Origin of the sequence: Pseudomonas sp. Sample_22 (assembly GCF_004307635.1) — a bacterium.
In the GTDB taxonomy this organism is placed as follows: Bacteria; Pseudomonadota; Gammaproteobacteria; order Pseudomonadales; family Pseudomonadaceae; genus Aquipseudomonas.
Map to the genome: position 1 here is coordinate 228,128 of NZ_RCNY01000086.1, position 13,458 is coordinate 241,585.

Annotated in this window: 15 protein-coding genes; 9 read left to right on the plus strand and 6 right to left on the minus strand. The window is 60.7% G+C overall.

All coding sequences use genetic code 11. The features are described 5' to 3' along the window. Positions 1-40: 40 nt before the first annotated feature. The 4 genes from D8U73_RS25035 to pilG form a co-directional block, all read right to left on the minus strand. Positions 41-2,074 carry a methyl-accepting chemotaxis protein gene (locus D8U73_RS25035; protein WP_236708450.1) on the minus strand — a complete coding sequence of 678 codons (2,034 nt, stop codon included), beginning with the start codon at positions 2,072-2,074 and terminating at the stop codon, positions 41-43. 172 nt (positions 2,075-2,246) lie between these two features. Then, the gene (locus tag D8U73_RS25040) at positions 2,247-2,786 is read right to left on the minus strand and encodes a chemotaxis protein CheW (protein ID WP_130906038.1); all 540 of its coding nucleotides are present in this window, start codon (positions 2,784-2,786) and stop codon (positions 2,247-2,249) included. 10 nt (positions 2,787-2,796) lie between these two features. Continuing rightward, complete coding sequence (pilH, locus tag D8U73_RS25045; protein WP_056853968.1) at positions 2,797-3,162, minus strand: twitching motility response regulator PilH; 366 nt, start codon at positions 3,160-3,162, stop codon at positions 2,797-2,799. A gap of 57 nt (positions 3,163-3,219) precedes the next feature. Next, positions 3,220-3,624: a twitching motility response regulator PilG gene (pilG, locus tag D8U73_RS25050; protein ID WP_056854372.1), complete on the minus strand. Its 405-nt coding sequence runs from the start codon at positions 3,622-3,624 to the stop codon at positions 3,220-3,222. 346 nt (positions 3,625-3,970) lie between these two features. Here pilG and gshB point away from each other — a divergent pair, with 346 nt between their 5' ends. The 7 genes from gshB (at position 3,971) to D8U73_RS25085 (ending at position 9,987) form a co-directional block, all read left to right on the plus strand. Then, positions 3,971-4,924, plus strand: coding sequence for a glutathione synthase (gene gshB, locus D8U73_RS25055; protein WP_056853969.1), 954 nt, complete (start codon positions 3,971-3,973; stop codon positions 4,922-4,924). A 64-nt stretch (positions 4,925-4,988) separates the two neighbouring features. Beyond that, positions 4,989-5,888, plus strand: a complete 900-nt coding sequence (locus tag D8U73_RS25060; RefSeq protein WP_130906039.1) for an energy transducer TonB — start codon at positions 4,989-4,991, stop codon at positions 5,886-5,888. 203 nt (positions 5,889-6,091) lie between these two features. Next, complete coding sequence (locus tag D8U73_RS25065; protein WP_130906040.1) at positions 6,092-6,664, plus strand: YqgE/AlgH family protein; 573 nt, start codon at positions 6,092-6,094, stop codon at positions 6,662-6,664. Then, positions 6,664-7,101 (plus strand): Holliday junction resolvase RuvX, encoded by a 438-nt coding sequence (gene ruvX / locus D8U73_RS25070; protein ID WP_056853972.1) that lies wholly within the window; start codon positions 6,664-6,666, stop codon positions 7,099-7,101. The genes D8U73_RS25065 and ruvX overlap by 1 nt, the downstream gene beginning before the upstream one ends. 82 nt (positions 7,102-7,183) lie before the next feature. After that, positions 7,184-7,687, plus strand: coding sequence for a bifunctional pyr operon transcriptional regulator/uracil phosphoribosyltransferase PyrR (gene pyrR / locus D8U73_RS25075; RefSeq protein WP_056853973.1), 504 nt, complete (start codon positions 7,184-7,186; stop codon positions 7,685-7,687). Between the two features lie 27 nt (positions 7,688-7,714). Further along, positions 7,715-8,719 carry an aspartate carbamoyltransferase catalytic subunit gene (locus tag D8U73_RS25080; RefSeq protein WP_020797380.1) on the plus strand — a complete coding sequence of 335 codons (1,005 nt, stop codon included), beginning with the start codon at positions 7,715-7,717 and terminating at the stop codon, positions 8,717-8,719. Continuing rightward, the gene (locus tag D8U73_RS25085) at positions 8,716-9,987 is read left to right on the plus strand and encodes a dihydroorotase (protein WP_130906041.1); all 1,272 of its coding nucleotides are present in this window, start codon (positions 8,716-8,718) and stop codon (positions 9,985-9,987) included. Before D8U73_RS25080 ends, D8U73_RS25085 begins: the two co-directional genes overlap by 4 nt. Before the next feature lie 108 nt (positions 9,988-10,095). On the opposite strand, the gene D8U73_RS25090 is transcribed toward D8U73_RS25085, so the two are convergent. After that, positions 10,096-10,527 (minus strand): TM2 domain-containing protein, encoded by a 432-nt coding sequence (locus D8U73_RS25090; protein WP_130906042.1) that lies wholly within the window; start codon positions 10,525-10,527, stop codon positions 10,096-10,098. A gap of 249 nt (positions 10,528-10,776) precedes the next feature. On the opposite strand from D8U73_RS25090, the gene D8U73_RS25095 reads away from it, so the two are divergent. After that, on the plus strand, positions 10,777-11,394 hold the full coding sequence (locus D8U73_RS25095) for a C40 family peptidase (protein ID WP_056853976.1): 618 nt from the start codon (positions 10,777-10,779) through the stop codon (positions 11,392-11,394). 262 nt (positions 11,395-11,656) lie between these two features. On the opposite strand, the gene D8U73_RS25100 is transcribed toward D8U73_RS25095, so the two are convergent. Beyond that, positions 11,657-12,691, minus strand: coding sequence for a type IV pilus twitching motility protein PilT (locus D8U73_RS25100; RefSeq protein WP_130906043.1), 1,035 nt, complete (start codon positions 12,689-12,691; stop codon positions 11,657-11,659). A gap of 56 nt (positions 12,692-12,747) precedes the next feature. Here D8U73_RS25100 and D8U73_RS25105 point away from each other — a divergent pair, with 56 nt between their 5' ends. After that, on the plus strand, positions 12,748-13,434 hold the full coding sequence (locus D8U73_RS25105; RefSeq protein ID WP_130906044.1) for a YggS family pyridoxal phosphate-dependent enzyme: 687 nt from the start codon (positions 12,748-12,750) through the stop codon (positions 13,432-13,434). Positions 13,435-13,458 lie beyond the last annotated feature (24 nt).

The window sequence follows — 13,458 nt, forward strand, 5'->3', positions numbered from 1 at the left end:
GTCCCCACTTCGTTCAAGATGCCTGCACCCGTGGTCCGGTTCAAGCTTTGTCCGCCACCGGCGCCTTGGTGGCGGGCAAGGTGAAACCAGACACCGAACGCCGCAACTGGCTGGCCATTTTCGCCAGGTTGCCGATGCTCTCGGCCGTTGCGGTAGAACCGGACGAGGTCTGCGTGGTGATCTGCTGGATCACGTTCATCGTCAGGGAAATCTGACCGGCAGACGACGTCTGTTGTTGTGCCGCGTTGGAAATGCTCTGGATCAGTGCCGCCAGGGTTTTCGACACCCCTTCGATCTCTTCCAGGGCCACACCGGCATCCTGCGCCAGGCGGGCACCACGCACCACTTCGGTGGTGGTCTGTTCCATGGAAATCACCGCTTCGTTGGTGTCGGTCTGAATCGCCCGTACCAGGGTTTCAATCTGTCGCGTGGCCGCCGATGAGCGTTCGGCCAGGCGTTGCACCTCGTCCGCGACCACCGCGAAACCGCGTCCGGCATCGCCGGCCATGGACGCCTGGATCGCCGCGTTGAGGGCGAGGATGTTGGTCTGGTCGGCAATATCGTCGATCAGGCTGACGATATCGCCGATTTCCTGGGACGACTCACCCAGGCGCTTGATCCGCTTGGCGGTGTCCTGGATCTGTTCACGGATATTGTCCATGCCGTGGATGGTGTTGTGCACCACTTCGTTGCCCTTGTTGGCGATTTCCACCGAACGCTCGGCCACCGCCGAGGATTCAGCGGCGTTGGCCGACACCTGATCGATGGACTGGGCCATGTCATTGATCGCGGTGGAGGCTTCGGAAATCTGCTGAGCCTGATGCTCGGAAGCCTGTGCCAGGTGCATGGCGGTGGCCTGGGTTTCCTGCACGGCGGCGGCGACTTGCCCGGCGGTCAGGTTGATGGTTGCCACCAGATCACGCAGCTGGTCCACGGAGTAGTTGATCGAGTCGGCGATGGTGCCGGTGAAGTCTTCGGTCACCGACGCGGTCACGGTCAGATCGCCGTCGGCCAGGTCCTCGATCTCGTCGAGCAATCGCATGATCGCGTTCTGGTTGCGTTCGTTTTTCTCGGCGGTTTCCCGCAGTTGGCGATTGGTTTCGCGCACCATCACCAGGCCGATGAGGATGATCGACATCAGCGCCGCCAGGCCCAGCACATAGCCGCCGATGGTGTCGGTATCGCGCCCGCCGGCGAGGTTTTCGAACCCGCTGGCCAGGTGCGAGGCTTCATCGAGCAGGGTTTGCGACAGGCTGAAAATGTTGGTGGCCGATTCGCGAACCTTGAACAGTTCAGGCGAGGTTTCGAGGATTTCATCGACGGAGCCGGAAACGAACTCGAACAGCTCGGCAATCTCGATCAGCCGCGCACGCGCATCTCGGTCCTCGACCTGGCTGACTTTCAGCGCCGGATTGCCTTGGAGCATGCCATTGAGCACCTGGCCGAAACGTGCGGCATCGCGACCGAAGGCGTCGGCCGCCTGCTGCGAATTTTCATCCCCCGACAGCACCGTGTTGACGGCGCCCAGGATGCGCTCGGCCAGCAACGATTGGCGTTGAGCCATCGCCACCTGTGCGGCGGGCGCTCCGCGTTGCAGGAGGGTTTCCACCACTTTTTCGTACTCGACCTGCAACTGCGGGACGGTTTCAGCCAGGGTCGCGGCAACTTGATGCAGCGATAGCACGGTCTGTTCGCTGGAAAGAATGGCGTCGGTGTTTTTCAGCAGGCGTTCCCAGTCCAGTTGCACGGCGCGCATTTCCGGGCGCACGGCGGCCGGTGCGGGAGGCAGGCCGGTGGACGGGTCGCCTTTTTTCAGATAGCTCCAGCGCTGGGCAAAATCGTTGCGCGCATCGCTGAGCAACTTGAACGCTGCAGCCTTGCCGGCGGCGGCTTCGGTGGCGTTCTTGGCAATGCGCTGGGATAACACGCGCAGCTCGCCGGCATGGCCGATGTACTGCTTGTCGTACGTGGCCTGGGTGTTGAGGTACGCGAAGTTGGCGAACAACAGCATGATGAAGATGATCAGCGCGATGAACAGCACGATGATCTGCGACCGACTGCGCGACCCTTCCATTGGCTTGCCTGTTTTTGCTTTTGTCATCGGTCTTCGCCTGTACTGCCCAATTCACTTCAAACCCGACACCGTCCCTGTGGGAGCTGGCTTGCCAGCGATGGCATCACCTCGGTTCAAGATGAGACCGAGTTGCCTGCATCGCGGGCAAGCCCGCTCCCACAAAGGGCCGCGTTCACACCGCGATGTTCATGAAACCCTGCGAGCGCGCCAGCGCAAACGGGCTGAACACCCGCCAGGTCTGCTCGCCCTCAAAGCAGCCTTGGACAAACGCCGCCATCGGGCCGGAAACCGCATCGCCCGCGACAGCCTCAAGACTGCCGTGGGCGAAGTGCTGAAGGCCGAACACTTCGTCGACCATCAGCCCGGCGAACACGTCTTCATGCTCCACCACCAGCACCCGCCGCTGCCGGCGCGCCACCGAGAGCTCGTGTCCAAAAAAGGCACACAGATCCATGATCGGCAGCAGGCGTCCACGCAGGTTGGCAACGCCCTTGACCCAAGGCTTGACCCCCGGCACCTGAGTGAAACGCGGCTCGTGCAATACTTCACTGACCTCGCCCATCGGCGCGACGTACCAGCATTCACCGAGGCGAAAACCGATGCCGCTCCAGCTGTTCTGGTGGGTCGGCTGGGACGGCAAATCCGCCGCCAGCAAGCGACAGCGCTGGTCGATCTGCAGCAGCAGTTCAAAAGCCGTCAGCGACTCGGTCATGGCCGGACGATCAACCGGCCAGCACGTTGTTCAGGGTTTTGAGCAGGGTTTCCTCATCAACCGGTTTGGTCAGGTAATCCTTGGCCCCTTGGCGCGTGCCCCAGACCTTGTCGGTTTCCTGATCCTTGGTGGTGATGATGATCACCGGGATGTGCCCGGTTTCCGGATCCTTGGTCAACTGTCGGGTAGCCTGAAAACCGTTGAGGCCGGGCATGACGATGTCCATCAGCACTGCGTCGGGTTTTTCCTGGCGGGCCAGGGCCACACCGTCGGCGCCATTCTCGGCTTTTAATACCTCATGGCCGTGCTTTTCCAGCATGCCGGTCAATTTGTACATTTCAGTCGGCGAATCATCGACGATCAGAATACGTGCCATGGTCTTCCCCATTCTTGTCGACGCAAGGCCCGTTGGCCGAGCGTCACTGTAGGTGTCTTACTGCGGCAAAACGGCGGCGAAGCCCGGAACATGGGCCTGGATCGCGTTCAGCAGTTCTTCCTTGCTGAAAGGCTTGGTCAAAAACTGGTCGGAGCCGACGATGCGGCCCTTGGCCTTGTCGAACAGCCCGTCCTTGGACGACAGCATAATCACTGGCGTGGACTTGAATGCACTGTTGTTCTTGATTAAAGCGCAGGTCTGATAACCATCCAGACGCGGCATCATGATGTCGACAAAGATGATGCCGGGATGATTGTCGGCGATCTTGGCCAGGGCATCGAAACCGTCGATGGCCGTGATGACCTCACAACCCACGTTCTTGAGCAGCGTTTCGGCGGTGCGGCGAATCGTCTTCGAATCGTCGATCACCATGACCTTCAAGGCGCTGGGGTGCTGTTCCATAAATGCTCTACCGTCGCCTTTGTGAATCAATTTGTCCGTTTGCCGGTTAACGGCGGCCCGAAACCCTTGATACTCAAGGGCCAGCATCACTAGGCAGTCTTTTTAGCACAGTCTCCAGCACCAATCTATCGGCCGACCGGTGCGGTGGTTTTTCCTTGACCGGGAACCTACTCAGCGCCACTCTGACGCCACTTTTATTGGCTGGTTTTCTGTAGGAGCAAGCCCTCGCGATGGTCGTCAACGATAACACTGGCTGCCGACACCCCGAGGCGCTCTCAGGTTTATCGCGAGCAGGCTCGCTCCTACAGGGGATCGGCACCGGCCCCCAAATTTCGAGGAAAAACCCATGAGCGTTCGCGTCGGGATTGTCATGGACCCAATTGCCAGCATCTCCTATAAAAAGGACAGCTCGCTGGCCATGCTGCTGGCCGCGCAGAAGCGTGGCTGGGAACTGTTCTATATGGAACAGCGTGACCTGTACCAGGCCGAAGGCCAGGCACGGGCGCGGATGCGTCCGTTGCAAGTGTTCGCCAACCCGGAAAAATGGTTCGAGCTGGGCGCTGAAAGCGATGCGCTGCTCAGCGACCTGGATGTGATCCTGATGCGCAAGGATCCGCCATTCGACATGGAGTTTGTTTACTCCACGTATCTGCTGGAGCAGGCCGAAAGCGCCGGCGTGCTGGTGGTCAACAAGCCGCAGAGCCTGCGCGACTGCAACGAGAAACTGTTCGCCACGCTGTTCCCGCAGTGCACGCCGCCGACCATCGTCAGCCGTCGCCCGGACGTGCTGCGCGAGTTCGCCGACCATCACGGTGACGTGATCCTCAAGCCGCTGGATGGCATGGGCGGCTCCTCGATCTTCCGCCACACTGCGGGCCACCCGAACCTGTCGGTGATCCTCGAGACCCTGACCCTGCACGGCCAGCAACAGATCATGATCCAGGGTTACCTGCCGGCCATCGTCGATGGCGACAAGCGCATCCTGATGATCGACGGCGAGCCGGTGGATTACTGCCTGGCGCGCATTCCCGCCGCTGGCGAAACCCGTGGCAACCTCGCTGCCGGTGGCCGCGGCGAAGCGCGTCCGCTGACCGAGAAGGATCGCTGGATTGCTGCGCAAGTCGGCCCGACCCTGCGCGAAAAAGGCCTGCTGTTCGTCGGCCTCGACGTGATCGGTGAGCATCTGACGGAAATCAACGTCACCAGCCCGACCTGCATTCGCGAGATCGACAATGCCTTCGGGACCGACATTGGCGGCATGCTGATGGATGCCATCGATCAGAAGCTCAAGGCACGTTGATTAGCCAAACCAACATTGCGTTATCATGCGCGGCCTGTGAAAACGCGATGTTGGTTTCCTTGTCATGACCCTCCCGTCCGATCTGCCAGCTGAACTCGCCCACCGTGGCGTGCGCCCGGCCGATCGCCTCGGTTTTACCCTGTTCCTGGCGGCATTGATTCACCTGGCCTTGCTGCTCGGCGTCGGGTTCGCCGTGGTCGAACCCAAGCAGATCAGCAAAACCCTGGAAATCACCCTCGCTACCTTCAAAAGCGAAAAGAAACCTGAAAAGGCCGATTTTCTTGCTCAGGAGAATCAGCAGGGCAGCGGCACCCTGGATAAAAAAGCGGTCCCGAAGACCACTGAAATCGCACCGTTCCAGGACAACAAGGTGCAGAAAGTCACGCCACCGCCAGCGGCCAAGCCTGAACAGCAGGAAGCACCGCCCAAGGCTGCCGTGACCACGGTCGCGCCGAAGCCGAAGAAAGCCGCCAGCAAAACCGAAGAACCCAAGCCCGTCACCAAACCTGCGGTGGCCGCGCCAACATTCGACACCGAACAGCTGTCCAGCGATATCGCCAGCCTCGAAGCCGAACTGGCCAACGAGCAACAGCTTTACGCCAAACGCCCGCGCATCCACCGCCTGAGTGCCGCTTCGACCATGCGCGACAAGGGCGCCTGGTACAAAGATGAATGGCGCAAGAAGGTCGAGCGCATCGGCAACCTCAACTATCCCGACGAAGCCCGGCGCAAGCAGATTTATGGCAATTTGCGGCTGATGGTGTCGATCAACCGCGATGGTTCGCTGTATGAGGTACTGGTGCTCGAATCTTCCGGCCAGCCGCTGCTCGACCAGGCAGCCCAGCGCATTGTGCGGCTGGCCGCGCCGTTTGCACCGTTTACCGGGGATCTTTCGGACGTCGACCGACTGGAAATCATCCGCACCTGGAAGTTTGCGCGCGGCGATCGGCTCTCCAGCAATTGATGTACGCCCCACCCCCTGTAGGAGCGAGTCTGCTCGCGATGAACCTGAGAGCACCACGGGGTGTCATGGGCCCAGCGTTATCGTTGACGAACATCGCGAGCAAGCTCACTCCCACAGAAATGTGAGTCGTCAGCGGGAATTTGCGGCATTTCCTACGCATCCTCAGCTTGTCAGTTCGCCCCTCCAACGCCACACTAGCGCTCATGAAAAACGTCAGCCCCAGCTACCTCAAGCATCAATTCCTGATCGCCATGCCGCACATGGCCGACCCGAACTTTGCGCACACCTTGACCTACATCGTCGAGCACACGGCCAATGGTGCCATGGGGCTGGTGGTCAACCGTCCGCAAGACCTGAACCTGGCCGATATTCTCGAGCAATTGCGTCCCGATATAGAACCGCCGGTCCTCTGCCAGCATGTGCCGATCTTCATTGGCGGGCCGGTGCAGACCGATCGCGGCTTTGTCCTGCATCCTTCGGGCAAAGCCTTTCAGGCGACCGTTGATCTGGAAGGCGAGCTGTCCCTGTCGACCTCCCAGGATGTGCTGTTTGCCATTGCCGATGGCGTCGGCCCGGCAAAAAGCCTGATCGCCCTCGGTTATGCCGGCTGGGAAGCCGGGCAATTGGAGGCCGAACTGGCACAAAACGCCTGGCTGACCTGCCCGTTCGACGCCGACATCCTCTTCAACACCAGCAGCGAACTGCGTCTGGAGGCAGCGGCCAAGCATTTGGGCGTCAACCTCAGCCTGCTGACCAGCCAGGCGGGGCACGCCTGATGGCCCTGCGGCTGATTCTCGGTTTTGACTACGGCACCAAACAGATCGGCGTCGCGGTCGGCCAGGTGATTACCGGCCAGGCCCGCGAGCTGTGCACCTTAAAAGCACAAAACGGCATCCCCGACTGGGACCAGGTTGAAGCGCTCATCAAAGAGTGGAAGCCGGACGCCGTGGTGGTCGGCCTGCCGCTGAACATGGACGGCACACCAAGCGAGATGTGCCTGCGAGCCGAGAAGTTCGCCCGCCGCCTCAACGGCCGCTTCAACCTGCCCTTCTATACCCACGATGAGCGCCTGACTACCTTCGAAGCCAAAGGTGAACGACGTGATCGCGGCGGACAAAAGGGCAGCTACCGCGACAACCCGGTCGACGCCATCGCCGCGGCCTTGCTGCTGCAAGGCTGGCTCGACGAAAACACTGCACTGTTCGAATCCTGACGAGTCGCTAACCCGCCTCTCTTAGCTACAACCCGAGCCTGCCGTACAAGCAGCACCGGCTCGGGTCCAAGAAGGAGCAACCATGAGCCTGCCCAATCCTGCCGAACTGATCAGCCAGATGGCCACGCGCCTGAAGGCCCACCTGGAACACCGTGGTATCAGCGAACCGCGTTACATCGGCATTCGTACCGGCGGTGTCTGGGTCGCCCAGGCCCTGCTCAAGGAGCTGGGCAGCGAGGAGCCACTCGGCACCCTGGACGTTTCCTTCTACCGCGACGATTTCAGCCAGAACGGCCTGCACCCGCAAGTACGCCCCTCAGCCCTGCCGTTCGAAATCGAAGGCCAGCACCTGGTGTTGATCGATGATGTTCTGATGAGCGGGCGCACCATCCGCGCCGCGATGAACGAACTGTTCGACTACGGTCGCCCGGCCAGCGTGACGCTGGTGTGCCTGCTGGACCTGGACGCCGGCGAGTTGCCGATTCGCCCGAACGTGGTCGGCGCGACGCTGTCGCTGGCCGCCCACGAGCGCGTCAAGCTGTCCGGCCCGGAGCTTGCGCTCGAACTGCAAGACCTCGCCCTTTAATTCGCCCTATTGAGAGTCCCCCTCGCGATGACGCCTCTAGACACCAAGCGCCCGCTGCAGCTCAATGATCAGGGCCAGCTGCGCCACTTCCTCTCGCTCGACGGCTTGCGCCGCGAGCTGCTGACGGAGATCCTCGACACTGCCGATTCCTTCCTCGAAGTCGGTGCCCGGGCTGTAAAGAAAGTCCCGCTACTGCGCGGCAAGACCGTGTGCAACGTGTTCTTCGAGAATTCGACCCGCACCCGCACCACCTTCGAACTGGCGGCCCAGCGGTTGTCGGCTGACGTGATCACCCTCAACGTATCGACATCGTCGGCGAGCAAGGGCGAAACCCTGCTCGACACCCTGCGCAACCTCGAAGCCATGGCTGCCGACATGTTCGTCGTGCGTCACGGTGACTCCGGCGCCGCGCACTTCATCGCCGAACATGTCTGCCCACAAGTGGCGATCATCAACGGCGGCGACGGCCGTCACGCGCACCCGACCCAGGGTATGCTCGACATGCTGACCATCCGCCGGCACAAGGGCGGCTTCGAAAACCTTTCGGTGGCCATCGTCGGCGACATCCTGCACTCGCGGGTCGCGCGCTCGAACATGCTCGCGCTGAAAACCCTCGGCTGCCCGGACATCCGCGTGATTGCACCGAAAACCCTGCTGCCGATCGGTATCGAGCAATACGGCGTGAAGGTTTACACCGACATGACCGAAGGCCTGAAGGATGTCGACGTGGTGATCATGCTGCGCCTGCAGCGCGAGCGCATGACCGGAGGCCTGCTGCCGAGCGAAGGCGAGTTCTACCGCCTGTTCGGCCTGACCACAGCGCGCCTGGCCGGCGCCAAACCCGATGCCATCGTCATGCACCCGGGGCCGATCAACCGTGGTGTGGAGATTGAGTCGGCGGTGGCCGACGGTCCGCACTCGGTGATCCTCAATCAAGTGACCTACGGCATCGCGATTCGTATGGCTGTGCTGTCCATGGCCATGAGCGGACAAACAGCGCAGCGCCAATTCGAGCAGGAGAACGTTCAGTGAAGCTCAGCATTCTCGGCGCACGCATCATCGATCCCGCCAGCGGCCTGGATCAAGTTACCGATATTCACATTGAAGCCTGCAAGATCGTTGCCCTTGGCGCCGCACCGGCCGGTTTTGTCGCGGTCGACACCATCGATGCCAAAGGTCTGGTGGCCGCCCCGGGTCTGGTCGACCTCAACGTCGCCCTGCGTGAGCCGGGCTACAGCCGCAAAGGCTCGATTGTCAGCGAAACCCGTGCCGCAGCGGCCGGGGGTGTCACCAGCCTGTGCTGCCCACCGAAAACCAAACCGGTGCTGGACACCTCGGCCGTGGCCGAACTGATCCTCGACCGCGCCCGCGAAGCCGGCAACACCAAAGTCTTCCCGATCGGCGCCCTGAGCAAAGGTCTGGACGGCGAACAGCTGGCCGAACTGGTCGCCTTGCGCGATGCCGGTTGCGTGGCCTTCGGCAACGGTCTGGAGAGTTTCCGCAATACCCGCACCCTGTGCCGGGCGCTGGAATATGCAGCAACCTTCGACCTGACAGTGATTTTCAACTCCCAGGATCACGACCTGGCCGAAGGCGGCCTGGCCCATGAAGGCCCGACGGCCAGTTTCCTCGGCCTGCCGGGCATTCCGGAAACCGCTGAGACCGTGGCCCTGGCCCGCGACCTGTTGCTGGTCGAACAAAGCGGCGTGCGCGCGCACTTCAGCCAGTTGACCAGCGCTCGCGGCGTGGCCCTGATCGCCCAGGCCCAGGCCCGGGGCTTGAAGGTCACCGCCGATGTCGCGTTGTATCAACTGATCCTGACCGATGAAGCGCTGATCGATTTCAGCAGCCTGTATCACGTCCAGCCTCCGCTACGCACCCGCGCCGACCGCGATGGTCTGCGTGAGGCAGTGAAATCCGGAGTGATCTCAGCCATTTCCAGCCATCACCAACCCCACGAACGGGACGCCAAACTGGCGCCGTTCGGCGCGACCGAGCCGGGCATCAGCAGTGTTGAACTGCTATTGCCATTGGCAATGACGCTGGTGGAAGACGGTTTGCTGGACCTGTCGACGTTGTTGGCGCGATTGAGCACCGGACCTGCCGAGGCGCTGCGCCTGCCGGCGGGCAAACTGGCGGTAGGTGGCCCGGCGGACATCGTGCTGTTCGACCCGGCGGCCTCGACCGTGGCCGGTGAGACATGGCTGTCCAAAGGCGAAAACTGCCCGTTCATTGGGCACAGCCTGCCGGGTGTTGTGCGTTACACCCTGGTGGACGGGCGAATCAGTCACCAGGCTTGAGACCTAGTCGCCTGCATTCGCTGGCAAGCCCGCTCCCACACAGTCCGAGGAGTTCACAGAATTTGTGAACTCCTCAGAACCTGTGGGAGCGGGCTTGCCCGCGATGGCTTATTGGAAGGCGCTGCGCTTCTGCGCGTTACGCACCGAAACCTGATCATTCAGCGTCCAGAAGTCATACAACACTCCCAGGAAAAACAACCCGCCGGTCAGCAGGTACAGCAATCCGCTGATCCACTTCCCCTGATACATCCGGTGCACACCGAACACCCCCAGAAACGTCAACAGAATCCACGCGACGTTGTATTCGATTGGCCCAGCGGTAAAACGCAGGTCTGCCTCACGATCCATGGCCGGGATCAGGAACAGGTCGATCAACCAGCCAATGCCCAGCAAACCCAAGGTGAAGAACCAGATCGTCCCGGTCACCGGCTTGCCGTAATAAAACCGGTGGGCGCCGGTGAAACCGAAAATCCACAGCAGATAACCAATCACTTTGCTGTGGGTGTCTTGATGCGGAACAGGCGGTTGATAGGTGTTCATGGATGGCCTCGATTCACACGATAGATAAATATTCTTGAATTCTTTGTGACTTTTTTACGGGCACCCGACATACGGCAAATGGTACCTTCGCTCCCGTCAAAGCCTTATAACACCGGACTTCTGTCGGACAATTGCGTCCAATTGCCGCTTTTTTAGTTCCGTTGGACGCGAATTGAATCGACCAACGGCCTCGGAAGGGCAAAAAAAGCTGTTATAAAGTTGCGCGTTCACCTATTCGAGCCTTGCCTAATGCGTTCATTTTTCAAGACATGGCTAACCATTTGCCTTTTGATGCCACTGGCCGCCCACGCCACCAATCGTGAGCAACGTCTTCCAAACGTTAATGGTTACACCCCAAAATCCCACGCTTCTGCTCCTTCGAGCAAAAGCAAGAAAGCGCTCAGAACGGCTCCAGAGCTGACCAGCAAAAGCAGCCTGGTGCCACCGATGGCAACCAAGGAAAGCAGCAACGTGCTCAGCCGTGCGGTCAACGTCCTCGGTACGCCGTACCGTTGGGGCGGCAGCAGCCCGAGCAAAGGCTTCGACTGCAGCGGCCTGGTAAAGTACGCGTTCAACGACGCCACGTTTGACCTGCCACGTACTTCCAATGCCATGGCCAGCGGTCATGGCGAGAAAGTCGATCGCAAGGACCTCAAGCCGGGCGATCTGATTTTCTTCAACATCAAGAGCCGTCGAGTCAATCACGTTGCCATCTACCTGGGCAACGACCGCTTCATCCACGCGCCGCGCCGTGGCAAGTCGGTGACCATCGACACCTTGAAGAAACCGTACTGGGAAAGCCACTACGTGGTTGCCAAGCGGGTTCTGCCGAAAGAACAGAATCAGTTGCGGGTTGTTCAACGCTGATTGGACGGCGAGCACTTGTGGCGAGGGAGCTTGCTCCCGCTGGAGAGCGCAGCGCTCCCGCTTTTTGGGACTGCTTCGCAACCCAGCGGAAGCAAGCTCCCTCGCCACGGTTGCATTAGGATCGTTCCCACGCTCTGCGTGGGAATGCAGCCCAGGACGCTCTGCGTCCCAAGAGCCGAACGCGGAGCGTCCGTTGAGGCGTTCCCACGCAGAGCGTGGGAACGATCATCCAAGCTCCCTCCCCACGGTTGCATTTCAATTCTCAAAAACCATCCGGCGACCGCGCCTTCTCCCGCGCATGCTCGCGACTGACCAACCCCTTGCTCACCAAATCCTTCAAGCCCATATCCAGCGTCTGCATCCCCAGCGACCCGCCCGACTGAATCGATGAGTACATCTGCGCCACCTTGTCTTCGCGGATCAGGTTACGGATCGCCGACGTCCCCAGCATGATCTCATGGGCCGCCATGCGCCCACCGCCGATTTTCTTCACCAGTGTCTGCGACACCACCGCCAGCAATGATTCGGAGAGCATTGAGCGCACCATGGATTTTTCATCACCCGGAAACACATCGACAATCCGGTCGATGGTTTTTGCCGCCGACGTGGTATGCAGCGTGCCGAACACCAGGTGACCCGTTTCCGCAGCGGTCAGCGCCAGGCGAATGGTTTCCAGGTCGCGCATCTCGCCCACCAGGATCACGTCCGGGTCCTCGCGCAGGGCCGAACGCAGCGCCGTGGCGAAACTGCGGGTATCGCGGTGGACTTCACGTTGATTGATCAGGCATTTGCGCGATTCGTGGACAAACTCGATCGGGTCTTCGATGGTAAGGATGTGATGGTGGCGATGGTTGTTCAGGTAATCGATCATCGCCGCCAGCGTGGTGGACTTGCCGGAGCCGGTCGGGCCGGTCACCAGTACCAGGCCGCGAGGCGCGTCGGTCATTTTGCGAAACACGTCGCCCATGCCCAGCTCGTCCATGCTCAGGACCCGGGACGGAATCGTGCGGAACACTGCGCCGGCACCGCGACTGTGGTTGAACGCGTTGACCCGAAAGCGGGCGACGCCGGGCACTTCAAAGGAAAAGTCGGTTTCCAGGTGCTTTTCGAAATCCACCCGCTGGGTATCGTTCATGATGTCGTAGATCAACGCCTGCACTTGCTTGTGATCCAGTGCCGGCAGATTGATCCGTCGTACATCGCCATCGACCCGAATCATCGGCGGCAGGCCCGCTGACAGGTGCAGGTCGGATGCGCCCTGTTTGGCGCTGAAGGCGAGCAGTTCAGTGATATCCATAGCGTCTCTCAATTCCAGTAGAATGCCGCGAACCTTCAGACCGCTGGCGCCTCTTGATGTCCACGATAGCAGACAACATTCTTCAGGTTAGTTCGCGCATACATGCCGCAACACTCGCCGCCAATCGCGTCGAAAACAGCGTCCAGCTGCTGGCCGTGAGCAAAACCAAACCCGCACAAGCCTTGCGCGAAGCCTATGCCGCCGGCCTGCGGGACTTTGGCGAGAACTATCTGCAGGAGGCCTTGGGCAAGCAGCTCGAACTGGCCGACCTGCCCTTGATCTGGCACTTCATCGGCCCCATTCAATCGAACAAGACTCGTGCCATTGCCGAGCATTTCGATTGGGTACACTCCGTGGATCGCTTGAAAATCGCACAACGCTTGTCCGAACAACGCCCTGCCGATTTGCCGCCACTGAACATCTGCATCCAGGTCAATGTCAGTGGCGAGGCCAGTAAATCCGGCTGCACCCCCGACGATCTGCCGGCCCTGGCTAATGCCATCAGCGCCCTGCCGCGCCTGAAGTTGCGCGGGCTGATGGCTATCCCTGAGCCGACCGACGATCGCGCCGCCCAGGATGCCGCCTTCGCGGCCGTGCAAAGCCTGCAAGCCAGCCTCAACCTGCCGCTCGACACACTTTCCATGGGCATGAGCCACGATCTTGAATCGGCCATTGCCCAGGGCGCCACCTGGGTCCGTATCGGTACGGCACTGTTCGGCGCTCGCGACTACAGTCAGCCGTAACATGGCTGAGACACTTCTGAATAA

Coding starts and splice junctions, on each gene's coding strand:
- D8U73_RS25035 (WP_236708450.1), bottom strand. CDS start 2,074: ATGGAAGGGTCGCGCAGTCGGTCGCAGATCATCGTGCTGTTCATCGCG.
- D8U73_RS25040 (WP_130906038.1), bottom strand. CDS start 2,786: ATGACCGAGTCGCTGACGGCTTTTGAACTGCTGCTGCAGATCGACCAG.
- pilH (WP_056853968.1), bottom strand. CDS start 3,162: ATGGCACGTATTCTGATCGTCGATGATTCGCCGACTGAAATGTACAAA.
- pilG (WP_056854372.1), bottom strand. CDS start 3,624: ATGGAACAGCACCCCAGCGCCTTGAAGGTCATGGTGATCGACGATTCG.
- gshB (WP_056853969.1), top strand. CDS start 3,971: ATGAGCGTTCGCGTCGGGATTGTCATGGACCCAATTGCCAGCATCTCC.
- D8U73_RS25060 (WP_130906039.1), top strand. CDS start 4,989: ATGACCCTCCCGTCCGATCTGCCAGCTGAACTCGCCCACCGTGGCGTG.
- D8U73_RS25065 (WP_130906040.1), top strand. CDS start 6,092: ATGAAAAACGTCAGCCCCAGCTACCTCAAGCATCAATTCCTGATCGCC.
- ruvX (WP_056853972.1), top strand. CDS start 6,664: ATGGCCCTGCGGCTGATTCTCGGTTTTGACTACGGCACCAAACAGATC.
- pyrR (WP_056853973.1), top strand. CDS start 7,184: ATGAGCCTGCCCAATCCTGCCGAACTGATCAGCCAGATGGCCACGCGC.
- D8U73_RS25080 (WP_020797380.1), top strand. CDS start 7,715: ATGACGCCTCTAGACACCAAGCGCCCGCTGCAGCTCAATGATCAGGGC.
- D8U73_RS25090 (WP_130906042.1), bottom strand. CDS start 10,527: ATGAACACCTATCAACCGCCTGTTCCGCATCAAGACACCCACAGCAAA.
- D8U73_RS25095 (WP_056853976.1), top strand. CDS start 10,777: ATGCGTTCATTTTTCAAGACATGGCTAACCATTTGCCTTTTGATGCCA.
- D8U73_RS25100 (WP_130906043.1), bottom strand. CDS start 12,691: ATGGATATCACTGAACTGCTCGCCTTCAGCGCCAAACAGGGCGCATCC.
- D8U73_RS25105 (WP_130906044.1), top strand. CDS start 12,748: ATGTCCACGATAGCAGACAACATTCTTCAGGTTAGTTCGCGCATACAT.